Genomic DNA, 23,988 nt, shown 5'->3' on the forward strand with positions numbered 1-23,988 from the left:
AGACGACGGGGCCGGATGGCCGGCTACGGATGAGGTGGGGCAGCGATGAATGCGCCGTATGACGGTGGCCGCGGCCGGGGCTCGCATGGCGATCCCTCGGGGGCGGTCCCTCCGACGCCGCCGTTGCCCGCGGACCAGGACCCCTACGTCCAGGACGCCTACCGCAACGACCCGCAGCAGGCACCGGCCCCGACGGCCCAGGACCCGGCCGGCGCGGCGCCGTATGACCACGCCGCGCACCCGGCCCCCTCGGGACCGCCCGCCAACCCGCTCTACCAGCAGCAGCCCGACCCGCAGCAGTGGCCCACGCCCGCACCGGCGCAGCCACAGGGGCCGGTCCAGGACCTGTCGCAGGGCGACCCCGACGCGACGGTGCAGTTCGCCGGCGGCGACGCGCTGATGGCCCAGGGCGCCGACGAGCGCCCCGAGCGGGACGCGTTCGCGCACCTCTTCCGGGACCAGCAGCAGCCGTACCAGCCGCCGCGCCCCGCGCCGGCCCCCATGGCCCAGCAGGCACCGGCGGCGGCTCCCGGCCCGGAGCCGATGACCCAACAGGCCGTCGAAGAAGCCGAACCCGAGCCCGCCCCGGTCGCGGCGGCCGGCAAGCAGTCCGGCGGCCGCGCCTCCGGGCTGCTGAAGTCCAGCGCGGTGATGGCCGCCGGCACGATGGTGTCCCGGCTCACCGGCTTCGTCCGCTCCGCGCTGATCGTCGCGGCGCTCGGCGGCGCGGTGCTCGGTGACTCCTGGCAGGTCGCCTACCAGCTACCGACGATGATCTTCATCCTGACCATCGGCGGCGGCCTGAACTCCGTCTTCGTCCCGCAGCTCGTCCGCGCGATGAAGGAGGACGAGGACGGCGGCGAGGCGTATGCCAACCGGCTGCTCACCCTCGTCGTCGTCGTCCTGGGCGTGCTGACGATACTGGCGGTCTTCGCCGCACCCCTGCTGGTCAAACTGGTCTCGTTCGACATCTCCCGCGACCCGGCGGCCAACGAGGTCGCGGTCGCCTTCACCCGCTACTGCGTGCCCACGATCTTCTTCATGGGCCTGCACGTCGTCATGGGCCAGATCCTCAACGCCCGCGGCCGCTTCGGCGCGATGATGTGGACCCCGGTCCTCAACAACATCGTCATGATCGCCACCTTCGGCCTGTTCATCTGGGTCTACGGCACGGCGAAGACCTCCCACATCGGCGTCACCACCATCCCCGACGCCGGCATCCGACTGCTCGGCATCGGCACGCTCCTCGGCCTGGTGGTCCAGGCGCTGGCGATGATCCCGTACCTGCGCGACGCCGACTTCAAGCTCCGCCTCCGGTTCGACTGGCGCGGCCACGGCCTGGGCAAGGCCGCCAAGCTGGCCAAGTGGACGGTGCTGTTCGTCCTCGCCAACCAGGCGGGCGTGCTGGTCGTCACCCAGCTCTCCACCTGGGCCGGCAAGACCGCCGACCACCAGGGCCACCCGGGCACCGGCTTCATCTCCTACGCCAGCGCCCAGCTGATCTGGAACATGCCGCAGGCGATCATCACCGTCTCCGTCATGGCCGCGCTGCTGCCCCGACTGGCGCGCTCCGCTCACGACGGCGACACCGGCGCGGTCCGGGACGACATGTCACAGGGCCTGCGCACGTCAGCCGTGGCCATCGTCCCGATCTCGTTCGGGTTCCTCTCCCTCGGCATCCCGCTCTGCACGCTGGTCTACGGCTCGTCCGGCGCCGGCATCCCCATGGGCTACATGCTGATGGCCTTCGGCGTGGGCCTGATCCCGTTCTCGGTGCAGTACGTCGTCCTGCGCGCCTTCTACGCGTACGAGGACACCCGCACCCCCTTCTACAACACGGTGATCGTCGCCGGCGTCAACGCCGCGGCCTCCGCCCTCTGCTTCCTGGTCCTGCCCGCCCGCTGGGCCGTGGTGGGCATGGCGGCGTCCTACGGGCTCGCCTACGTCATCGGTGTCGGCGTCGCCTGGCGTCGCCTGAGCAAGCGGATGGGCGGCGACCTGGACACCCCGCACGTCGTGCGGACCTACGCGCGGCTGGCCGGCGCCAGCATCCCGGCCACGATCGTTTCCGGCGCCCTGGTGTACGTGCTGATGCAGGCGCTCGGCACCGGCTTCGTCGGCTCACTCGCCGCGCTCATCGCCGGCGCCGCCGCACTTCTGGCCGTCTTCTACCTCGCCGCCCGAAAAATGCGGATCGAGGAGCTCAACGCCCTGGTGGGCATGGTCAGGTCCAAGCTGGGACGCTGACCGGGCACAACCATCGGCTGCCACCGTGTGTCGTGCATAGTGGCGGACTGTGGGCACAATTGTCTTGGCTCATTGAGCCTGCAACGGATGGGGAGGCAGGAACGACGGTGGCGGAACGGAGCACGGCTGCCGTCGACGTGGCCGACACGAGCGGCGAGGAGCCGCTGACCGCCAAGGCGGGGCGGGCCACGGACGACGGTGCAAAGGCCGAGAAGGTATCCGGCAAGGAAAAGGACGCCGCACGCACCGACGAGAAAGGTGCCCAGGCGACCGATTCCAAGCCACCGGAACTCCACAGCGGTCACAAGCTGGCGAGACGCTACCGCCTCGAAGAGTGCGTCACCCGTCTGGACGGATTCAGTAGCTGGCGCGCCGTCGACGAGAAGCTCCGCCGGGCCGTCGGCGTGCACGTGCTGCCCGCCGACCACCCTCGCGCCCGTCCGGTGCTTTCCGCCGCCCGGGCCTCCGCGCTCCTCGGCGATCCCCGTTTCGTGCAGGTCCTCGACGCCGTCGAGGACAGCGACCTCGTCTACGTCGTCCACGAGTGGCTGCCGGACGCCACCGAACTGGCCACCGTCCTGGCCAACGGCCCGCTCGAACCCCACGACGCCTACCAACTCGTCAGCCAGGTCTCGCAGGCCATGACCGCCGCCCACCGCGAGGGTCTGGCCCATCTGCGACTCACCCCGAGCTCGGTGCTGCGCACGGAATCCGGGCAGTACCGCATCCGCGGCCTCGCCGTCATGGCGGCGCTCCGCGGCATCACCTGCGAGCACCCGCAGCGCACGGACACCGAGGCCATCGGCGCCCTCCTGTACGCCGCCCTCACCCAACGCTGGCCGTACGAGAACGACGCCTACGGCCTCGCCGGCCTCCCCAAGGGCGTCGGCCTGATCGCGCCCGACCAGGTGCGCGCGGGCGTCCACCGGGGGCTGTCCGAGCTCGCCATGCGTGCGCTGGTCAACGACGGGGCCACCGCGTCCCGCCAGGAGCCGCCGTGCACCACCCCGGAAGAGCTGGCCAAGGCCGTCGCGGCGATGCCGCGCATCCGTCCTCCGGAGACGGCGTTCTCGACGCCCCCGCCATACCAGCGCACGGGCTACCAGCAGGGCTCCTACGGACAGCCGGCGACCCGCAACGGTCAGCCCACCCGGGCGACGCAGCCCGTCGCCGCGCCACCGCCCCCGCTCCAGAGCCGCACCGGCAAGGCGCTGAAGTGGTCGGTCTCCGCGCTGTTGATCGCGGCGCTGGGCCTGGGCAGTTGGCAGTTGGCGGACACCCTGCTGAAGCGCGAGGGCGACCAGGACGCCTCCGGGAACTCGCAGAGCGCAGGCGGAGCCGCCAAGAAGCCGACCGGCAAGCCGATCAAGATCGAGGACGGCGCCGAGTACTACCCGGACGGCCAGCCGCAGCACCCCGAGCAGGCGAGGGCCACCTACGACGGAGACCCCTCGACCTTCTGGCGCAGCAAGAGCTTCCTTGAAGGCCCCGACCTGAACCCGGCCTTCAAGAAGGGCGTCGGGCTGGTCTACGACCTCGGCTCGGAGCAGCAGGTGAGCAGCGCGTCGATCGGGCTGCGCTACAGCGGCAACCACACGACGGTGACCCTCTACGCCGCCCACTCCCTCTCACCGTCCGAACCGCTGAGCTCCATGCGGGAGCTCGGTACGGCCAAGACGTCGGGAACCACCGCCAAGGTCTCGCTGAAGTCACCGACGAAGGCGCGGTACGTCGTCGTGTGGATGACCGCGATGCCCTACTCGGAGGCCGACCCCGAGTCCTACAGCAAGGCCGGTTACAAGCAGGGCGTGACCGAGGTCTCCTTCACCGGCTGAGCACGCTCGCCTTTCGAGAGGGGCGTGGGTACGGGTTCCGTTCGACCGACAGGTCGGACCCCTATCCACGCCCCTCCCTCCATCGAGATCATTTCCGGTCGGCAAGGTGTCTTTCCCAGCATTTACTTTCCTCATCCGGCCGGCTTCAATGGGACCGAGATCAGGCAGCTACGGCCGGGGGGCCCGTGTCCACCGACAGCGACAAGGCTTCGACACCAACCGACGCCGATCTCCTTGCGCTGCACGTAAAGGGCGACCCCGATGCGTTCGGAGAGATCGTCCGCCGTCACCGCGACCGGCTCTGGGCCGTGGCCTTACGCACCCTCAGCGATCGCGAGGAAGCCGCCGACGCAGTGCAGGACGCGCTGGTCTCCGCCTATCGCGCCGCCCACACCTTCCGCGGCCAGTCGGCCGTGACGACCTGGCTGCACCGCATCACGGTCAACGCCTGCCTGGACCGGGCCCGCAAGACCGCGTCCCGACGCACCTCTCCGGTAGCCGAGACCGAGCGCCTGGAGCAGCTCCTCGAACCCGAAGAGTCCGCTGCTCTCCCGGCCGAGCGCCAGGACGTGCACCGCGAACTGCTCATCGCGCTGCGCACACTCCCCGAGGAACAGCGCGCCGCTCTCGTACTCGTCGATATGCAGGGGTACTCCGTCGCGGAGGCTGCCGCGATCCTCGATGTCCCGACCGGAACGGTGAAAAGCCGCTGCTCGCGTGGGCGCGCGCGTCTGCTGCCGTTGGTCACCCATCTGCGCGACGACGACGGGGATAGCGATCCCAAGAGCGGGGGAAGGAACTGGGCGCAGGGGACATCCGTCCCACCGACGGCAGGACCGAAGGGCACAGGTGCCGTGAAGGGCGGAGGTGGGCGAGCGTGACGTCGACGACCGACGCAGGCGAGCACCCAGAGGTCGCTGAGATTTCCGACCTCACAGACGGGCTGCTCTCCCCCTCGCACACAGCAGAGCTGCGGGATCATCTCGCCGGCTGTGCATTGTGCGAAGACGTCTACGCCTCCCTGGAGGAAATCCGCGGGCTCCTCGGTTCGCTGCCCGGCCCGACGCGGATGCCCGCCGATGTCGCCGAGCGCATTGATGCGGCACTCGCCGCGGAGGCACTGCTGAACTCCGCCGCGGCCGAGGGCAAGCCCGGTGTTTCACGTGAAACACCACCTTCCGCTGCCACGGTTCCACGTGAAACATCGCTCGATCCCGTTTCGGTTTCACGTGAAACGTCGGCCGCGCCTCTCTCCGTTTCACGTGAAACCAGCGTGCAAGCGCCACCACGTGCTGCCGCGGCCGTGCCTCCGCCCGGGAAAGCCCGCGGTAGCTCCGGGCCAGGTCGCCGGGCTCCCGGGCGACGTTCGTCACGCTCGCGACGGTGGCCCCGGATCCTGCTCGGCTCCGCGGCGGCCGCAGCGGTGCTTGGAGTCGGTGGCCTCCTCCTCCAGGGCGTTGGCACCAGCGGCGTCGAAGCCACCAAGCCGGACGCTTCCGCTTCCTCAGGCGCAGGAACCCCCTCGGGCTTGAGCGCCGCGACACTCGGGGCGGACGTCCACAGGTTGCTCGCCGAGAAAAAGGTTCACCAAGCTCCGGAGATCGGCACACGCAGCTCGCCCGAGACCCCGCTACGGGGTAAGCCGGATGCCGTTCCGTCATGTGTGCGCCAGGGCATCGGCCGCGCCGAGCAGCCACTGGCCTCGACCCGCAGCACTTACGAGGGAGAGGACGCCTTCCTGGTCGTGCTCCCGCACCCCGCCGACCCCAAGAGCGTCTCTGCCTATATCGTCGCCGCCTCGTGTGTGTCCGCCGCTCCGCCGGCTCCTGGGAAGGTTTTGCTGACCCACTCGTATCGGCGAGACTGAGCACCGGGCTGTGCGCTGTGGCACTCCGGGAATGCTTGCCCCTTAGGATCCGTTGGGTGGGGTGAGAGTTCCGAGACCCCAGCAAGCCGTCGGCAGAGACAAGGAAGACACCCGTGAGCGACGTCCGCAACGTGATCATCATCGGCTCCGGGCCCGCGGGCTACACCGCAGCGCTCTACACCGCCCGCGCATCCCTCAAGCCCCTGGTCTTCGAAGGCGCCGTCACCGCCGGCGGCGCCCTGATGAACACCACCGACGTGGAGAACTTCCCCGGCTTCCGCGACGGCATCATGGGCCCCGACCTCATGGACAACATGCGCGCCCAGGCCGAACGCTTCGGCGCCGAACTGGTCCCCGACGACATCGTCTCCGTCGACCTGACCGAGGAGATCAAGACCGTCACCGACACCGCCGGTACCGTCCACCGCGCCAAGGCCGTCATCGTCACCACCGGCTCCCAGCACCGCAAGCTCGGCCTGCCCCGCGAGGACGAACTCTCCGGCCGCGGCGTCTCCTGGTGCGCCACCTGCGACGGATTCTTCTTCAAGGACCAGGACATCGCCGTCATCGGCGGCGGCGACACCGCCATGGAAGAGGCCACCTTCCTTTCCCGTTTCGCCAAGACCGTCACCGTCGTCCACCGCCGCGACAGCCTCCGCGCCAGCAAGGCCATGCAGGAACGCGCCTTCGCCGACCCGAAGATCCGTTTCGTCTGGGACAGCGAGGTCGCTGAGATCCACGGCGAGACCAAGCTCTCCGGCCTGACGCTGCGCAACGTCACCACCGGCCAGACCTCCGAACTTCCGGTCACCGGCCTGTTCATCGCTATCGGCCACGACCCGCGCACCGAACTGTTCAAGGGCCAACTCACTCTCGACGACGAGGGCTACCTCACCGTCGACGCGCCCAGCACCCGCACCAACCTGACGGGCGTCTTCGCCGCCGGCGACGTCGTCGACCACACCTACCGCCAGGCCATCACCGCCGCCGGCACCGGCTGCTCCGCCGCCCTCGACGCCGAACGGTTCCTCGCGGCGCTCTCTGACGGCGAGGCCACGGCCGAGCCGGAGAAGACCGCTTCCGCCTGACCTGCGCACCCTGCTTTCCCACCACCCACCCAGTAAGGAGATTGCCATGGCCGGTGCCACGGTGACCGTGACGGACGCCAACTTCGAAGAGGTCGTCCTCAAGAGCGACAAGCCCGTCCTCGTGGACTTCTGGGCCACCTGGTGCGGCCCGTGCCGCCAGGTCGCTCCGTCCCTGGAGGCGATTGCCGCCGAGCACGACGAGATCGTCATCGCGAAGCTGAACACCGACGAGAACCCGGCGACCACAGCCAAGTACGGCGTCATGTCGATCCCGACCATGAACGTCTACAAGGACGGCGAGGTCGTGAAGACGATCGTCGGTGCCAAGCCGAAGGCCGCCATCGAGCGCGACCTCTCGGACTACCTCGCCTGAGGTACGCCGCCACGTTTCACGTGAAACAGGCCCGTCCCCTCGTGGGGGCGGGCCTGTTTCACGTGAAACCAAGGCGGTGTTTCACGTGAAACACCGGCAGGTCCGTCTACAACGGCCTGAGCGCGGGCTCCTTTTGGACGGCTCCCAGCAGCCGATCCAGTGCTAGCTCCACGTCTTCCTTCCACGAAATCGTCGTCCGCAGTTCGAGCCGCAACCGCGGGAAGCGCGGATGAGGGCGGACCGTCTTGAAGCCGACTGCGAGGAGGTGGTCGGCGGGCAATACACACGCCGGCTCGGACCAGCGCGCGTCGCCGAAGGCTTCGATGGCCTTGAAGCCACGCTGGATCAGGTCCTTGGCGACCGTCTGCACCATCACTCGCCCCAGTCCCTGCCCCTGATAACCAGGCGTCAGCCATGCCGTCAGGAGCTGCACTGCATCCGGCGACACCGGGCTGGTGGGGAAGGCCGTCGAACGCGGTACATAAGCCGGCGGGGCGTACATGACGAATCCGGCCGGCACATCGTCCACATAGACAACGCGCCCGCAGGATCCCCACTCCAACAGAACCGCCGAGATCCAGGCTTCCTTCTCCAGTTCGGGACGCCCCGTCTTTACCGCGGCCTCGCCACTGACGGGGTCGAGCTCCCAGAAGACGCAGGAGCGGCAGCGCTTCGGGAGATCCGGAAGGTTGTCCAGCGTGAGCGGTACGAGCCGACGGCCCATGGAACCAGGTCCTCGCTTCCCTCGCCTGCCGCACCGCGCAGCGCTGTCAGCGCCGCCTGCTCCCTGAGCAGACCACCAACGAACCCTCCGAGGGCTGCGAGGCCGAACCCCGCCGCCAGTAGTCCGGTGCGGCTCACTGATCGCATGGCCCTCTCCTCGATGCGAGGTCTCTCCATGTGGATGCGCGCCATACCCGATCGCATCGTATCCGCCCTTTCCGGGCGCGGGTACTGCCAGAAAGCAAAGGGCGAGCCGTGTTCCGGTATCGGCTCCGGAACACGGCTCGCCCACGAGCCGCATACGTCAGCTCAGCCTCTTTCGTCGTCGCCTTCGTCCAGCGACTTCCCCAAGACACGGCCCTCGCCCGGAGCGAGTGTGCCGAGGATGCGCTCCAGGTCTTCCATCGAGGCGAATTCGACGACGATCTTTCCCTTCTTCTGACCGAGATCGACCTTCACCCGGGTTTCGAAGCGGTCGGAAAGCCGGGTAGCAAGACCGGTGAGTGCGGGGGACACCCGAGCACCCGCTCGCGGCTTCTTACCCTTGCCTGCGCCCTTGGGGTCCGACCCCATGAGCGTCACGATCTCCTCGACCGAACGGACCGACAGCCCTTCCGCCACGATCCGTCGTGCCAGGTTGTCCTGCTCCTCCGGATCCACCACGGACAGCAGCGCCCGCGCATGGCCCGCGGAGAGCACCCCCGCAGCGAGCCGCTTCTGCACGGACGGCGAGAGCTTCAACAGCCGCAGCGTGTTGGTGACCTGCGGACGCGAACGTCCGATCCGGTCGGCCAATACGTCATGCGTGCACTTGAAGTCCTCCAGCAACTGGTCGTAGGCAGCGGCCTCTTCCAGTGGGTTCAGCTGGGCACGGTGGAGGTTCTCCAGAAGCGCGTCGAGCAGCAGGCGCTCGTCTTCCGTGGCCCGCACGATCGTGGGGATCTTCTCCAAGCCAGCCTCGCGGCAGGCTCGCCAGCGCCGCTCGCCCATGATGAGCTCGTAGCGTCCGGGCGCGGTCTGACGGACCACCACCGGCTGAAGCAGGCCCACTTCCTTGATGGAGGTGACCAGTTCGGCGAGGGCGTCCTCGTCGAAGACCTCCCGCGGCTGCCGCGGGTTCGGCCTGATCGAATCCAGCGACACCTCGGCGAAGTGGGCACCGGCCACCTCCGGCGTGGTGCCGTTCTGCGCCGCGGCCGATGCTTCGGTTTCACGTGAAACACCGGGCGTCGGCAGCGAGGCCACCTTGGCGGCCGCCACCCCACGGTCCGGGGCCAAAACCGGTGCGGACGAGGGCGACGCCGCTCCCCTTCCCGCCGCGGGCCCGGAGGCGTCCGCGCTCTGGGGTGCTGCGGGGATCAGCGCGCCGAGCCCCCGGCCCAGCCCTCTACGTCGTTCGCTCACTGGGTCCCCTCCGAGATGCTGTGCTGTGCTTGGTAGTTCACGCTCAGGCCCTGCTCCCCGGGTTGTGCCGCCCCCCGCAACGCGATCTCTTTCGCCGCTTCGAGATACGAGAGCGCACCGGTGGAACCCGGGTCGTAGGTAAGTACCGTCTGCCCGTAGCTGGGGGCCTCCGAGATACGCACCGAACGGGGGATGCTCGTCCGAAGTACCTCGTTGCCGAAGTGGCTGCGCACCTCATCGGCAACCTGCGAGGCCAGGCGGGTACGTCCGTCGTACATGGTGAGCAGGATCGTCGAGACGTGGAGCTTGGGGTTCAGGTGTCCCCGCACCAGGTCGACGTTTCGCAGCAACTGGCCCAGTCCTTCCAGCGCGTAGTACTCGCACTGGATCGGGATCAGCACCTCGGCACTGGCGACCAAGGCGTTGACGGTCAGCAGACCGAGCGAGGGCGGGCAGTCGATGAGGATGTAGTCCAGCGGCTGCTCATACGCCTTGATGGCACGGTCCAGCCTGCTCTCGCGCGCCACCAGGGAGACCAACTCGATCTCGGCACCGGCCAGGTCGATGGTGGCGGGCGCGCAGAAGAGCCCCTCCACCTCCACCACCGGTTGCACGACGTCAGAGAGTGGCTTGCTCTCGACCAGTACGTCGTAGATGGACGGCACTTCGGCGTGATGGTCGATCCCCAGGGCCGTCGACGCATTTCCCTGCGGGTCGAGGTCAATCACCAGCACCCGGGCCCCGTGCAGCGCCAGCGAAGCCGCCAGGTTCACCGTGGTGGTGGTCTTGCCAACTCCGCCCTTCTGATTAGCGACCACGATGACCCGGGTCTCTTCAGGACGGGGCATCCCCTCGCCTACGCGGCCCATTGCCCCTACCGCGAACTGCGCTGCGCGACCTACCGGTGTGTTGTCCATCAGGGGCGGCGTTTCACGTGAAACGTCGTCCCCGAACGACTCGTTGCGGGGACCGGGGACCGGATCGGTCATCGGTCCCGCGATGTTGGCGTCGGACCGCAAGGATTCACTCTCCTCGACATCAGGCTCACGATGGTGAGAGCCTGCCATGCTTTCGGTATCGCGAACCAGTGAGGTCCGTTCTCCTGTGGATGAACCCACTTCTGTGGATACTTTCGTGACCCGAGTGGGTTTCCGGTCGTGCGACTCGGCAGCCACACGACCGCGGCCGATGATCCCTTGCAGCAGAGAACGACGTTTCACGTGAAACACGATGCCAGCGCCGCGTCCGATTAAGTCGCGACACTCCGTCTTGTGGCTTTTTGTAGCGCCCGCGCAATTTGCCCTATCCGTTATTCCGCGGATGGTGATGCCCGCCGCCAAGAAGCCGTGCCGGATTCCTCCGGCGTTCCGACATCAGCGCCGACGCCCCCTAGTCGCCCGGCTCGTACGGGCCGCCTTCGCTCGCTTGGCGGCGAAGCGCACCCCACCGGGGCTCTCGCCCACCTCGACGCGCACCACGGTCGACAGCGGATCCACCACGCCCTCACCGACATGCACGATCGACGTGTCCACCACGCCCAGCTTGCTCAGCGCGGCCCGAGCCGCCTTGAGTTCTTCCTCCGCGGTGTCGCCCTTGAGCGCCAGCATCTCTCCGTAAGGGCGCAGCAGCGGCACGCCCCAGCCGGCCAGTCGGTCGAGCGGCGCGACGGCCCGCGCGGTCACCACGTGCACCTGCGGAAGCTTGCCCATGACCTCTTCGGCACGGCCTCGCACGACGGTGACGTGGTCCAGCCCGAGCAGTTCGACGACCTCCTGGAGGAAGTTCGTCCGCCGCAGCAGCGGCTCCAGAAGCGTGATCTTGAGGTCCGGACGCACCAACGCCAGCGGAATACCGGGCAGCCCGGCTCCCGAACCCACGTCACACACCGATACGCCCTCAGGGACCACCTCGGAGAGCACCGCGCAGTTCAGCAGGTGCCGCTCCCACAGCCGCGGCACCTCCCGCGGACCGATCAGCCCGCGCTTCACGCCCGCGTCGGCGAGCAGTTCGCCGTACCGTACGGCCTCCGGAAAGCGCTCGCCGAAAACCTCCTGCGCCGTTTTCGGCGCAGGAGGGAGCTCCGCTGGTGCCTCCGTCACGGGAACCGCCCTTCCTCTGGACTGCTTTTCCTGCCGGGATCCCGGCGCTACGACCGGGGATAACACAGAAGGCTGAGAAGTTTTGGCCCCGCCTGCGAGCAGACGGGGCCAAAGAAGACTGAGCGCGAAGCGTCAGGCCGGGAGGACCACCACGCGGCGCTGCGGCTCCTCGCCCTCGGACTCGCTCTGCAGTCCGGCCGCGGCCACCGCGTCGTGGACGACCTTGCGCTCGAACGGCGTCATCGGGTCGAGCTTCACCGGCTGACCGGTGCTCTTGGCCTCCGCCGCGGCGCTCGCGCCGACCTTGGCGAGCTCCTCACGCTTATGCGCCCGGAAGCCGGCAATGTCGAGCATCAGACGGCTGCGGTCGCCGGTCTCCCGGTGCACCGCCAGCCGCGTCAGCTCCTGCAGCGCCTCCAGCACCTCACCGTCGCGGCCGACCAGCTTCTGCAGATCGCGGCTGGTCGAATCACCGACGATCGACACCGAGGCACGGTCCGCCTCGACGTCCATGTCGATGTCACCGTCGAGGTCCGCGATGTCCAGCAGACCCTCCAGGTAGTCGGCCGCGACCTCGCCTTCCTGCTCCAGGCGGGTCAGGGTGTCGGCGCCCTTGGTGCCAGGGGTCGTGTCCGTCACGTAAGGACTCCTTCTTACTTCTTGGACGGGTGCTTGGGGCGCTGCTGGCCCTTGCGCTGCCCGGACTTGGTGTTACGGGATCCGGAGGCGGCACCACCCTTGGCGGGCGTACCACCCTTCCCCTTGTCGTCCTGCGTGGCCGTGCTGTCCTGCGAAGCCGCAGCACCACCCGACGACGAGCTCGCCCGCGTGCGGTTCTGCGTGGCACCACTCGGCGCGGCGGCGCCGGCGCTGGTCTGACGCTTGGCCTTGGTCTGCCGCTTGGGCTGCTGGCGGTTCTGGCGCGCCTCCTCGGCGGCCTTCTTCGCCTCGATCTCGGCGGGGCTCTCCACCAGCTTGCCGCTGGCGCGCAGCCGCTCCTGGCGCTCGGTGAACGCCTTGCTGCCCGGGGTGGGGTTGCGGCGGATGACGAACATCTGCTGACCCATGGTCCACACGTTGGTGGTCAGCCAGTAGACGAGGACCCCGACCGGGAAGTTGATGCCGAAGACGGCGAACATGACCGGGAAGACGTACATCAGCATCTTCTGCTGCTGCATGAACGGCGTCTTCACCGTCAGGTCGACGTTCTTCGTCATGAGCTGGCGCTGGGTGTAGAACTGCGACGCCGACATCAGGACGATCATGATGACCGTGACCACGCGGACGTCAGTCACCGAGGCGCCCAGGGCCTGGATCTTCGAGGCGGTGTCCATGAACTTCGCCGCGAGAGGCGCACCGAAGATGTGCGCCTTCTGCGCGCTCGCCAGCAGCGCCGGGTCGATGACGCCGACCGTCTTGTTCTGCGCGATGTGGCTGAGGACCTGGTACAGGGAGATGAAGAACGGGGACTGCGCCAGGATCGGGAGACAGCTCGAGAGCGGGTTGGTGCCCGACTCCTTGTAGAGCTTCATCATCTCTTCGGACTGGCGCTGCTTGTCGCTCTTGTAGCGCTCCTGGATCGCCTTCATCTTCGGCTGGAGCGCCTGCATGTTCCGCGTCGCCTTGATCTGCTTCACGAAGAGCGGGATCAGGCAGATGCGGATCAGCACCACCAGCGAGACGATGGACAGGCCCCAAGCCGCGCCACTGTTCGGATCGAAGATCAGGCTGAAGAACGAGTGGAACTGGACGATGATCCAGGAAACTGCGTAATAAAGGGGTTTGAGGATCGTGTCCACGAATCAGGCTCCTTGGGCGTTGGGCTGAGTCTCGGGCTGGGCGACAGGCTCAGGGACGGCAGGCCCGCCCAGGCGGCTCCTCAGCCGCTGATGCCAAACCGGACGCTTCCGGGGAGGGACGTGGTCGACGCCACCGAGCGACCACGGATTGCACCGCAGGATGCGCCAAGCGGTCAGCGCAGTCCCCTTCACCGCGCCGTGTCGATCGATGGCGGTGTAGCCATAGTGCGAGCACGACGGGTAGTACTTGCAGACCGGGCCCAACAGCGGGCTGATGGTCCACTGGTAGATCTTGATCAAAAGCAGCAGCGGGTACTTCACTGTGCGCTCCCTCCCGGGTCCCGTCCGGGAGCCCGGGGGCCTGCGGCGTCGCCGCCGGCTGCGGCCCCGGTGGGATTGCTGCCTTTCGGCGCCCCTCCCAGCAGCCGCTGGAGAGCGGCGTCCAGGTCGCGGGCCAGCTGGTCGTACTCCGCCGCGCCCGCGCCGGGCAGGGCCCGTACGACAACCAGGCTACCGGCGGGCAGCCGGTCCAGCCGGTCGCGCATGAGATGGCGAAGTCTCCGCTTGACCTTGTTGCGGACGACCGCAATGCCAATGGCCTTGCTGACGACGAAACCCGCACGCGTCGGGGGAACAGTTCCCCCCGCTGCGTGCGGGTCCGTTACGCCGCTACGACAGTGCACGACGAGGAGCGGGCGCCCGGCCCTGCGTCCCCGGCGTACCGCGGTCGCGAAGTCCTCGCGCCGCCTCAGCCGATTTTCGGTAGGCAGCACGTCATGGACCTAGGTCGGGCTGATCAGGCGGACAGGCGGGCGCGACCCTTGCTGCGGCGCGACGCGAGGATCGCGCGGCCGGCACGGGTCCGCATGCGCAGACGGAAGCCGTGGGTCTTCGCGCGACGGCGGTTGTTCGGCTGGAAGGTGCGCTTGCTCACTCGGGGGCTCCAGGAATTCTTGCTGTCTCGGGAGACAGGTTGTGGGGCGTCGACTGGCTGTCACCGTGCGCCCACGAGTAGCTCGCCACGCCCGAGTGCACCGCTACACGATCACGAGAGCGCGATCTTTGCCCATCGGAGGCAGGCGGCAGCAGCCATCGACAACTCGACCTGTGCACGGTACGCGGGGCTACGCCATCCGGTCAAACCAGCTCCGTGACAGCGCGGAGAGCCTCGGCCAGGACACACTATGCACAGCCTGTGGACAACAACTTGAATCCCCAGGCCCGCCCTGACTACCGTGGCTGAACTTCATTTCCTTCCCGCCCGTCCTGAGAATCACACATTCGTGGGACTGTGAGAGAGCGTGCCCTGTGGCTGATGTACCTGCCGATCTTGCCGCAGTGTGGCCACGTGTACTCGATCACCTCTTGCGGGCCGACACCGACGGCCTGAAGCCCAAGGACCAGGACTGGCTCAAGCGGACCCAGCCCCTGGCGCTGGTCGCGGACACCGCACTGCTCGCCGTGCCCAACGAGTTCGCCAAGGGCGTCCTCGAAGGACGGCTGGCGCCGCTGATCGGGGAAGCGCTCAGCCATGAATGCGGGCGGCCGATCCGGATCGCGATCACCGTCGACGACTCCTCCGAGGAGCCCGCGCCCCAGCCGCCCGCGCCTCCGCAGCAGCACACCCAGCACCAGCCGGCACAGCACCACCAGGCGCAACACCAGCCGGCACAGCACGACGCGTACGACGGCTACGACGGGCGGCGCGACTCCCGGCAGGGCTATGGGCACCAGGGCGACGACCTGCCCAGCGTCCGCCCCGCGTACCCGGATTACCCGCAGCCGCGGCACGAGCCCGGGGCGTGGCCCCAGCATGCCGTCACCGACGCGGTCGGCCCGCGCGAGGAGTATGGCTGGCAACAGCAGCCCCTGGGCGGCTACCCCGACCGCGAGACCTCCGCGGAGCAGTGGCGCGAGCCGTACGGCGCTCCGCCGCCCGCCCACCTCCAGCAGCACCAGAACGACTACCGCTCACAGGGTCCCGACCGCACCGGGCCGCGCCCCTCGGAAGGTCCGCGCCCGGGGTACGAGCAGCAGCGGCGCGACCTCTCCGACTTCCCCCACCCGGTCCTGGTGGCCGGCCGGGTGGTCCCGGTTCCCCTTTGCCGGCGCCCAGCGGTGCGCCCAGCCCGCTCGCCGCGCAACCCGCGCCGGCGACCGGTCCCGGCGAGCCGACCGCGCGGCTGAACCCCAAGTACCTCTTCGACACCTTCGTCATCGGTGCCTCCAACCGCTTCGCGCACGCCGCGGCGGTCGCGGTCGCCGAGGCGCCGGCCAAGGCGTACAACCCCCTCTTCATCTATGGGGAGTCGGGTCTGGGCAAGACCCACCTGCTGCACGCCATCGGGCACTACGCCCGCAGCCTCTACCCGGGCACCCGGGTGCGGTACGTGAGCTCCGAGGAGTTCACCAACGAGTTCATCAACTCCATCCGGGACGGCAAGGCGGACGCGTTCCGCAAGCGCTACCGGGACATGGACATCCTGCTGGTCGACGACATCCAGTTCCTGGCGAGCAAGGAGTCGACGCAGGAGGAGTTCTTCCACACCTTCAACACCCTGCACAACGCGAACAAGCAGATCGTGCTCTCCAGTGACCGGCCGCCGAAGCAACTGGTCACCCTGGAGGACCGGTTGCGCAACCGCTTCGAGTGGGGGCTGATCACCGACGTCCAGCCGCCGGAGCTGGAGACCCGGATCGCGATCCTCCGCAAGAAGGCCGTGCAGGAGCAGTTGAACGCGCCGCCGGAGGTGCTGGAGTTCATCGCGTCCCGGATCTCGCGCAACATCCGCGAGTTGGAGGGCGCGCTGATCCGGGTCACCGCGTTCGCGTCGCTCAACCGGCAGCCGGTGGACCTGGGGCTCACCGAGATCGTGCTGAAGGACCTGATCCCCGGCGGCGAGGACACCGCGCCGGAGATCACCGCGACCGCGATCATGGCCGCGACCGCGGACTACTTCGGGCTGACCGTGGACGATCTGTGTGGATCCTCGCGCAGCCGGGTGCTGGTGACGGCCCGCCAGATCGCGATGTACCTGTGCCGGGAGCTCACCGACCTCTCGTTGCCGAAGATCGGCGCGCAGTTCGGCGGCCGCGACCACACGACGGTGATGCACGCCGATCGCAAGATCCGCGCGCTGATGGCCGAGCGGCGCTCCATCTACAACCAGGTCACCGAGCTGACCAACCGCATCAAGAACGGCTGACGGGCGGTCACCGCCGGCCGCGACCGCCATCAGGGCGCTCCGGGATCCGCTCCCGGGGCGCCCTTCGTCGTGTGCGGGGTGAGGGAGGGAGAACGGCGTCCGGTGCCGTCGTCCGTGCCGTCTGCGGGGCTCGCGGGGCGGTCGAGGAGTGGCGTTCGGGGGCGGTGGACGGGCCGGTCGGTGGGTTCTGTAGGCCACCGGTCGTCGTCCCAAACCTGTGGAGCGCGCCGGCGCTGTTCGATTCCGGGCCTGGTCACGGCCTCTCTCCACAGATTGGGCAAGAATCTTCCGTCCACAGCCTGGGGAGAGGAAAGTTATCCCTGTGGGATCCACAGGTCGGTCTGCTGACGGGCCATCGGGCGAGGTCAGCCGCATGTGGAATTGTGGCCAAACGAAATCCACAGCCTGTGGACAGAGTTTTCGTCCACAGGCGTCGCGCGAGCTTGTCCACCGGCCGCCCACAGGTACAGCGGGGTTGTCCCCAGTGATCCCCAGCTTCTCCACACCGCTGTCCACTGTTCGGCAACGCAACACCCGCCCTCACCGCGCCGAGTGAAAGCGGTCACACCAAGGTGCGGGGTTGGGCTGTGGGGAACAGGGGTAAAGCTGGGGATGGCACTGGGGAGAAGTCCCTCAGCCCTGTGCATGGGGTGTGCAGAACTTCACGCGGTCCACAGCCGGAGCCGCTTATCCACGGCCGCCACCCACAGGCACGGTGGACAAAAAATCGGCGCTGACCTGCGCAAAGTCAGTTGTCCACGGTTTCCACAGGGCCTACTACTACGACCACGGATATCTACCGGGGAATGCGCTTCGAAACGGGCCCTGTGCACAACTCGGCTCGGGAGCCCGTCGCTCCGGTCGAGTCGACTTGACCCCGAGCCGCACCGACTGTCGGTGGTGTGCGTCAGACTGGTCTCCGGCAACTCAGCCGACGACGAAGAGCCAGCAGGGCGAGAGCCAGCAACAGCAGGAGGCGGTTTCCGGTGAAGATCCGGGTGGAGCGCGATGTACTCGCGGAGGCAGTGGCCTGGGCGGCCAAGAGCCTCCCGGCCCGTCCGCCGGTGCCCGTCCTCGCGGGCCTGCTCCTGAAGGCGGACGACGGCGCGCTGAGCCTGTCCGGCTTCGACTACGAGGTCTCCGCGCGGGTTTCGGTGGACGCCGAGGTGGAAGAGGAGGGCACCGTCCTCGTCTCCGGCCGGCTGCTCGCCGACATCTGCCGTGCGCTCCCCAACCGCCCGGTGGAGATTTCCACCGACGGTGTACGAGTGACCGTGGTCTGCGGCTCCTCCCGCTTCACCCTCCACACCCTGCCTGTGGAGGAGTACCCGTCCCTGCCGACGATGCCCACCGCCACCGGCACCGTCCCTGGTGAGGTCTTCGCCGCGGCGGCCGCCCAGGTGGCCATCGCCGCCGGTCGCGACGACACCCTGCCGGTGCTGACCGGTGTGCGGATCGAGATCGAGGGCGACACCGTCACCCTCGCCTCCACCGACCGCTACCGCTTCGCGGTCCGCGAGTTCCTGTGGAAGCCGGAGAACCCGGACGCCTCCGCGGTCGCCCTGGTGCCCGCCAAGACCCTGCTGGACACCGCCAAGTCCCTGAGCGGCGGCGACACCGTCACCCTGGCGCTGTCCGGCTCCGGGCAGGGCGAGGGCCTCATCGGTTTCGAGGGCGCCGGCCGCCGGACCACGACCCGCCTCCTTGAGGGCGACCTGCCGAAGTACCGGACGCTCTTCCCGACCGAGTTCAACTCCGTCGCCGTGATCGAGACCGCCCCGTTCGTCGAGGCCGTCAAGCGCGTGGCGCTGGTCGCCGAGCGGAACACCCCGGTGCGGCTGAGCTTCGAGCAGGGCGTGCTGATCCTGGAGGCCGGCTCCAGCGACGATGCACAGGCTGTGGAAAGGGTCGACGCCGACCTGGAGGGCGACGACATCTCGATCGCCTTCAACCCGGGCTTCCTTCTGGAGGGCCTGTCGGCCATCGACTCCCCGGTGGCCCAGTTGTCCTTCACCACCTCGACCAAGCCCGCGCTGCTCAGCGGCCGTCCGGCCAAGGACGCCGAGGCCGACGACGCGTACAAGTACCTGATCATGCCCGTCCGCCTCTCGGGCTGACGCGGGCGACCAGCCTCGTGCCGACCGGGCCCCGGCCATCTGCCGGGGCCCTTGCGGCGACTGGCTGACGGCCTCCTGATGAGCGGCTGAGCCCACAGCTGTGCACAGGGTCCCGGGCGTAGGCTCGGACTCGGGTACGAACAGCAACGACTATGTGCAAAGAGGGTCTCTGATGGAGCTCGGTCTCGTCGGTCTCGGCAAGATGGGCGGCAACATGCGCGAGCGCATTCGCCGCGCCGGCCACACCGTCATCGGATACGACCGCAACCCGGACCTGGCCGATGTGGACAGCCTCAAGGGGCTTGTGGACAGGCTCAAGGGTCCGCGGGTGGTCTGGGTCATGGTCCCGGCCGGCGCCGCCACCCAGGCGACGATCGACGAGCTGGCCGAGCTGCTCTCGCCCGGCGACCTCGTCGTGGACGGCGGCAACTCCCGCTGGACCGACGACGAGAAGCACGCCGAGGAGCTGGCCGCCAAGGGCATCGGCTTCGTGGACTGCGGCGTCTCCGGCGGCGTCTGGGGCCTGGAGAACGGCTACGCGCTGATGTACGGCGGCGACAAGGAGAACGTCGCCAAGGCGCAGCCGATCTTCGACGCCCTCAAGCCCGAGGGCGAGTTCGGCTCCGTGCACGCCGGCAAGGTGGGCGCGGGCCACTTCGCGAAGATGGTCCACAACGGCATCGAGTACGCGATGATGCAGGCCTACGCCGAGGGCTGGGAGCTGCTGGAGAAGGTCGACTCCGTGGAGAACGTCCGCGAGATCTTCCGCTCCTGGCAGGAGGGCACGGTCATCCGCTCCTGGCTGCTGGACCTGGCGGTCAACGCCCTCGACGAGGACGAGCACCTGGCGAAGCTGCGCGGTTACGCCGCCGACTCCGGTGAGGGCCGCTGGACGGTCGAGGCCGCGATCGACAACGCCGTGCCGCTGCCGGCGATCACCGCGTCGCTCTTCGCCCGCTTCGCGTCCCGCCAGGACGACTCGCCGCAGATGAAGATGATCGCCGCGCTGCGCAACCAGTTCGGTGGCCACGCGGTCGAGAGCAAGTAGTAAGCACCACCAGCACAGCAGCCGGGGGAGGTCGGCGCGGAACCATGCATGTCACGCATCTGTCGCTCGCCGACTTCCGCTCGTACGCCCGGGTCGAGGTCCCGCTCGACCCGGGCGTCACGGCGTTCGTGGGGCCCAACGGGCAGGGCAAGACCAACCTCGTCGAGGCGGTCGGCTATCTGGCCACGCTCGGCAGCCACCGGGTCTCCTCGGACGCACCCCTGGTGCGGATGGGTGCCGACCGGGCTATCGTCCGGGCCGCGGTCACCCAGGGCGAGCGGCAGCAACTGATCGAGCTGGAGCTCAATCCGGGCAAGGCGAACCGCGCCCGGATCAACAGGTCGTCGCAGGTCAGACCGCGCGATGTGTTGGGGATCGTGCGGACGGTGCTGTTCGCGCCCGAGGACCTGGCGCTGGTCAAGGGCGACCCCGGTGAGCGCCGGCGGTTCCTCGACGAGCTGATCACCGCGCGTTCGCCACGGATGGCGGGGGTGCGCGCGGACTACGACCGCGTCCTCAAGCAGCGCAACACCCTCCTGAAGACGGCGGCGCTGGCCCGCCGGCACGGCGGCCGGCAGATGGACCTGTCGACGCTGGACGTCTGGGACCAGCACCTGGCCCGCGCCGGCGCCGAACTCCTTTCCCAGCGGCTCGACTTGATCGCCGCGCTGCGGCCGCTGGCGGACAAGGCGTACGAGCAACTGGCGCCGGGCGGCGGCCCGTTGGGGCTGGAGTACCGCGGTTCGGCGGGCGAGGCGATGGCCGCCGCCGCGAACCGCGAGGAGCTGTACGGCGCGCTGCTGGCGGCGCTCGGCGAGGCCCGCAAGAACGAGATCGAGCGCGGGGTGACGCTCGTCGGCCCGCACCGCGACGAACTGCTGCTGAAGCTGGGGCAGTTGCCGGCCAAGGGCTATGCGAGCCACGGCGAGTCCTGGTCGTACGCGCTGGCCCTGCGGCTGGCCTCGTACGAGCTGCTGCGCGCCGAGGGCAACGAACCGGTGTTGGTGCTCGACGACGTCTTCGCCGAGTTGGACAGCCGGCGCCGGGAGCGGCTGGCGGAGCTGGTCGCGCCGGGTGAGCAGGTCCTCGTGACCGCGGCGGTGGACGACGATGTGCCGGGCGTGCTGGCCGGGGCGCGGTACGCGGTCTCCGGCGGCACCGTGGAGAGGGTGGAGCGGTGACCAAACCACAGTCGGAACAGCCCAGAACGCCCGAGCTGTCCGGGGTGGACCTGGCCCGGCAGGCACTGGTGGCCGCCAAGGAACAGGCGCGTGCCCGGGGCGCGGCCGTGCAGCAGAAGAAGCAGGCCCGCCGCGGCGGACTGCGCTCGGGCGCGCGGGCCGACGGCCGGGACCCGCTGCCGTTGGGCGCCGCGATCAACCGCCTGATCACCGAGCGCGGCTGGGAGACCCCGGCGGCGGTCGGCGGAGTGATGGGCCGTTGGCCGCAGTTGGTGGGGCCCGAGGTGGCGCAGCACTGCGAGCCGCAGCGGTACGACGAGGACGCCCGCATCCTGACGGTCCAGTGCGACTCGACGGCCTGGGCGACCCAACTGCGGCTGCTGGCACCGCAGCTGGTGGCCCGCCTCAACGAGGACCTGGGCCACGGCACGGTGAAGATGCTCAAGGTGCTGGGGCCGGGCGGCCCGGGGCGCCGGTACGGAGCCCTGCGCGCGCCGGGCAGCAAGGGTCCCGGCGACACCTACGGGTGAGGGCCGCCACGCGATCGAGAATCCCGCCGATGGGGGTGGTGTTTCACGTGAAACACCACCCCCATCGCACGTCCGTGGCCGGTCACGGACGGTTTCACGTGAAACGGCGCACGTCCGTACGAGCCGTGTAAACACGTGTGACGCATGAGACTTCACCGGCGGTCGCCGCCGGTTGACATCCCGAAGCGCTGAGTGCCTGCGTGAGCGTCCTGGGGCCCCGTCTCGCATATGGGGAGTCGGCGGATGCTGGTTCAGGGCGGCACATGACGACTCAGGCGCCTGCAAACCCCCATGAGTGTCGGCGCTACCGGTAGACTGGTAGCAATCCCGCCCACTCGCGGAACAAGTCGAACGACGAGCCGCTCCCATCTGTTCTTCGCGGGGAGATCGCAACAGGTGTGGAAGGGCTCGTGCTGTGCCAGAAAGGGCGCTTCGTGGCCGACTCCGGCGACCTCAACGAGAACAACATGGCTTCTACCGCAGAGGGGGGTTCGGCCGGCGCCGTGGGCGACTCCTCGGTGGAGAAGTCGTATGACGCCAGCGCGATCACCGTCCTTGAGGGCCTGGACGCGGTTCGTAAGCGCCCCGGCATGTACATCGGCTCCACGGGCGAGCGCGGTCTGCACCACCTCGTGCAGGAGGTCGTCGACAACTCCGTCGACGAGGCGCTGGCCGGTCACGCCGACACCATCGAGGTGACGATCCTCGCCGACGGCGGCGTGCAGGTCGTCGACAACGGTCGCGGTATCCCCGTCGGCATCGTGCCGTCCGAGAACAAGCCGGCCGTCGAGGTCGTGCTGACCGTCCTGCACGCCGGCGGCAAGTTCGGCGGCGGCGGTTACGCGGTCTCCGGTGGTCTGCACGGCGTGGGTGTCTCCGTCGTGAACGCCCTGTCGACCCGGGTCGCCGTCGAGATCCGCACGGACGGCCACCGCTGGACCCAGGATTACAAGCAGGGCGTGCCGACCGCCCCGCTGGCCAAGCACGAGGCCACCGACGAGCACGGCACCTCGGTCACCTTCTGGGCCGACCCCGAGATCTTCGAGACCACCACGTACAGCTTCGAGACGCTGTCGCGGCGCTTCCAGGAGATGGCGTTCCTCAACAAGGGGCTGACCATCTCGCTCAAGGACGAGCGCCCGGACCATGTGGACGAGGAGGGCAAGCCGCTCTCGGTGCGGTACCACTACGAGGGCGGCATCGTCGACTTCGTGAAGTACCTCAACTCCCGCAAGGGGGAGCTGGTTCACCCGACGGTCGTCTCGGTCGAGGCCGAGGACAAGGAGCGGAACCTCTCCGTCGACCTCGCGATGCAGTGGAACACCCAGTACAGCGAGGGTGTCTACAGCTTCGCGAACATCATCCACACCCACGAGGGCGGCACCCACGAGGAGGGCTTCCGCGCCGCGCTGACGGGTCTGATCAACCGTTACGCGCGCGAGAAGAAGCTGCTGCGGGAGAAGGACGACAACCTCACGGGCGAGGACATCCGCGAGGGTCTGACGGCGATCATCTCGGTCAAGCTCGCCGAGCCGCAGTTCGAGGGCCAGACCAAGACCAAGCTGGGCAACACCGAGGTGAAGACCTTCGTCCAGAAGGTCGTCCACGAGCACCTCAACGACTGGTTGGACCGCAATCCCAACGAGGCCGCGGACATCATCCGCAAGGGCATCCAGGCGGCCACCGCCCGGGTCGCGGCCCGCAAGGCGCGCGATCTGACCCGCCGCAAGGGCCTGTTGGAGACCGCGTCGCTGCCCGGCAAGCTCAGCGACTGCCAGTCCAACGACCCCACCAAGTGCGAGATCTTCATCGTCGAGGGTGACTCCGCCGGTGGCTCGGCCAAGTCCGGCCGTAACCCCGAGTACCAGGCGATCCTCCCGATCCGCGGCAAGATTCTCAACGTCGAGAAGGCCCGGGTCGACAAGATCCTGCAGAACAACGAGGTCCAGGCGCTGATCTCGGCCTTCGGCACGGGCGTGCACGAGGACTTCGACATCGAGAAGCTCCGGTACCACAAGATCATCTTGATGGCGGACGCCGACGTCGACGGTCAGCACATCAACACCCTGCTGCTGACCTTCCTGTTCCGCTTCATGCGCCCGCTGGTCGAGGCCGGCCACGTCTACCTCTCCCGCCCCCCGCTGTACAAGATCAAGTGGGGCCGGGACGACTTCGAGTACGCCTACTCCGACCCGGAGCGGGACGTGCTGCTTGAGCGCGGCAAGCAGAACGGCAAGCGGATCCGCGAGGACTCCATCCAGCGGTTCAAGGGTCTCGGCGAGATGAACGCCGAGGAGCTGCGCGTGACGACCATGGACGCCGACCACCGGGTGCTCGGCCAGGTCTCGTTGGACGACGCGGCCCGCGCGGACGACCTGTTCTCCGTCCTCATGGGCGAGGACGTCGAGGCGCGCCGCTCGTTCATCCAGCGCAACGCCAAGGACGTCCGCTTCCTCGACATCTGAGCCCTG

At 68.7% G+C, this 23,988-nt stretch carries 19 protein-coding genes and 2 pseudogenes; 12 read left to right on the forward strand and 9 right to left on the reverse strand.

From position 1 onward, the window contains the following. Window positions 1–45: 45 nt before the first annotated feature. From murJ to trxA, 6 genes are all read left to right on the forward strand, one after another. Entirely contained in the window at window positions 46–2,247 is a 2,202-nt protein-coding gene (gene murJ / locus PV796_RS19795; RefSeq protein WP_274914632.1) for a murein biosynthesis integral membrane protein MurJ, read from the forward strand. Between the two features lie 107 nt (window positions 2,248–2,354). Then, a complete protein-coding gene (locus PV796_RS19800; protein WP_274914633.1) occupies window positions 2,355–4,082 on the forward strand; it encodes a serine/threonine protein kinase in 1,728 nt (575 codons plus the stop codon). Between the two features lie 185 nt (window positions 4,083–4,267). Further along, window positions 4,268–4,963, forward strand: a complete 696-nt coding sequence (gene sigM / locus PV796_RS19805; protein WP_274914634.1) for an RNA polymerase sigma factor SigM — start codon at window positions 4,268–4,270, stop codon at window positions 4,961–4,963. After that, on the forward strand, window positions 4,960–5,949 hold the full coding sequence (locus tag PV796_RS19810; RefSeq protein ID WP_274914635.1) for an anti-sigma factor family protein: 990 nt from the start codon (window positions 4,960–4,962) through the stop codon (window positions 5,947–5,949). Before sigM ends, PV796_RS19810 begins: the two co-directional genes overlap by 4 nt. 113 nt (window positions 5,950–6,062) lie before the next feature. Beyond that, window positions 6,063–7,037, forward strand: coding sequence for a thioredoxin-disulfide reductase (gene trxB / locus PV796_RS19815; RefSeq protein WP_274914636.1), 975 nt, complete (start codon window positions 6,063–6,065; stop codon window positions 7,035–7,037). 46 nt (window positions 7,038–7,083) lie between these two features. Beyond that, on the forward strand, window positions 7,084–7,410 hold the full coding sequence (gene trxA / locus PV796_RS19820) for a thioredoxin (protein ID WP_274914637.1): 327 nt from the start codon (window positions 7,084–7,086) through the stop codon (window positions 7,408–7,410). Window positions 7,411–7,516: 106 nt separating this feature from the next. Here trxA and PV796_RS19825 read toward each other — a convergent pair whose 3' ends face one another. The 9 genes and pseudogenes from PV796_RS19825 to rpmH form a co-directional block, all read right to left on the reverse strand. Then, window positions 7,517–8,134, reverse strand: coding sequence for a GNAT family N-acetyltransferase (locus PV796_RS19825; protein ID WP_274914638.1), 618 nt, complete (start codon window positions 8,132–8,134; stop codon window positions 7,517–7,519). 308 nt (window positions 8,135–8,442) lie between these two features. After that, window positions 8,443–9,537: a ParB/RepB/Spo0J family partition protein gene (locus PV796_RS19830; RefSeq protein WP_274914639.1), complete on the reverse strand. Its 1,095-nt coding sequence runs from the start codon at window positions 9,535–9,537 to the stop codon at window positions 8,443–8,445. Next, window positions 9,534–10,604 carry a ParA family protein gene (locus PV796_RS19835; RefSeq protein WP_274919137.1) on the reverse strand — a complete coding sequence of 357 codons (1,071 nt, stop codon included), beginning with the start codon at window positions 10,602–10,604 and terminating at the stop codon, window positions 9,534–9,536. Before PV796_RS19835 ends, PV796_RS19830 begins: the two co-directional genes overlap by 4 nt. Before the next feature lie 306 nt (window positions 10,605–10,910). Continuing rightward, a complete protein-coding gene (gene rsmG, locus PV796_RS19840; RefSeq protein WP_274914640.1) occupies window positions 10,911–11,636 on the reverse strand; it encodes a 16S rRNA (guanine(527)-N(7))-methyltransferase RsmG in 726 nt (241 codons plus the stop codon). A 132-nt stretch (window positions 11,637–11,768) separates the two neighbouring features. Beyond that, window positions 11,769–12,275 (reverse strand): Jag family protein, encoded by a 507-nt coding sequence (locus tag PV796_RS19845; RefSeq protein WP_274914641.1) that lies wholly within the window; start codon window positions 12,273–12,275, stop codon window positions 11,769–11,771. A 14-nt stretch (window positions 12,276–12,289) separates the two neighbouring features. Continuing rightward, window positions 12,290–13,435, reverse strand: a complete 1,146-nt coding sequence (gene yidC / locus PV796_RS19850; RefSeq protein ID WP_274914642.1) for a membrane protein insertase YidC — start codon at window positions 13,433–13,435, stop codon at window positions 12,290–12,292. Between the two features lie 3 nt (window positions 13,436–13,438). After that, entirely contained in the window at window positions 13,439–13,756 is a 318-nt protein-coding gene (yidD, locus tag PV796_RS19855) for a membrane protein insertion efficiency factor YidD (protein ID WP_248012778.1), read from the reverse strand. Between the two features lie 83 nt (window positions 13,757–13,839). Then, window positions 13,840–14,208: pseudogene (rnpA, locus tag PV796_RS19860) on the reverse strand (ribonuclease P protein component); the annotation flags it as partial. A gap of 23 nt (window positions 14,209–14,231) precedes the next feature. Continuing rightward, on the reverse strand, window positions 14,232–14,369 hold the full coding sequence (gene rpmH, locus PV796_RS19865) for a 50S ribosomal protein L34 (protein ID WP_003956500.1): 138 nt from the start codon (window positions 14,367–14,369) through the stop codon (window positions 14,232–14,234). An 803-nt stretch (window positions 14,370–15,172) separates the two neighbouring features. On the opposite strand from rpmH, the pseudogene dnaA reads away from it, so the two are divergent. The 6 genes and pseudogenes from dnaA to gyrB all read left to right on the forward strand — a co-directional run. After that, a pseudogene (gene dnaA, locus PV796_RS19870) lies at window positions 15,173–16,641 on the forward strand (chromosomal replication initiator protein DnaA); the annotation flags it as partial. 986 nt (window positions 16,642–17,627) lie between these two features. Then, window positions 17,628–18,758, forward strand: coding sequence for a DNA polymerase III subunit beta (gene dnaN, locus PV796_RS19875; protein ID WP_274914643.1), 1,131 nt, complete (start codon window positions 17,628–17,630; stop codon window positions 18,756–18,758). A 172-nt stretch (window positions 18,759–18,930) separates the two neighbouring features. Beyond that, complete coding sequence (gene gnd / locus PV796_RS19880; RefSeq protein ID WP_274914644.1) at window positions 18,931–19,806, forward strand: phosphogluconate dehydrogenase (NAD(+)-dependent, decarboxylating); 876 nt, start codon at window positions 18,931–18,933, stop codon at window positions 19,804–19,806. A 44-nt stretch (window positions 19,807–19,850) separates the two neighbouring features. Then, the gene (recF, locus tag PV796_RS19885) at window positions 19,851–20,987 is read left to right on the forward strand and encodes a DNA replication/repair protein RecF (protein WP_274914645.1); all 1,137 of its coding nucleotides are present in this window, start codon (window positions 19,851–19,853) and stop codon (window positions 20,985–20,987) included. Beyond that, the gene (locus tag PV796_RS19890) at window positions 20,984–21,517 is read left to right on the forward strand and encodes a DUF721 domain-containing protein (RefSeq protein ID WP_274914646.1); all 534 of its coding nucleotides are present in this window, start codon (window positions 20,984–20,986) and stop codon (window positions 21,515–21,517) included. The genes recF and PV796_RS19890 overlap by 4 nt, the downstream gene beginning before the upstream one ends. Window positions 21,518–21,927: 410 nt before the next feature. Next, complete coding sequence (gene gyrB / locus PV796_RS19895) at window positions 21,928–23,982, forward strand: DNA topoisomerase (ATP-hydrolyzing) subunit B (protein WP_274914647.1); 2,055 nt, start codon at window positions 21,928–21,930, stop codon at window positions 23,980–23,982. Window positions 23,983–23,988: the final 6 nt, after the last annotated feature.

The organism is Streptomyces sp. WZ-12, assembly GCF_028898845.1.
Lineage (GTDB): Bacteria > Actinomycetota > Actinomycetes > Streptomycetales > Streptomycetaceae > Streptomyces.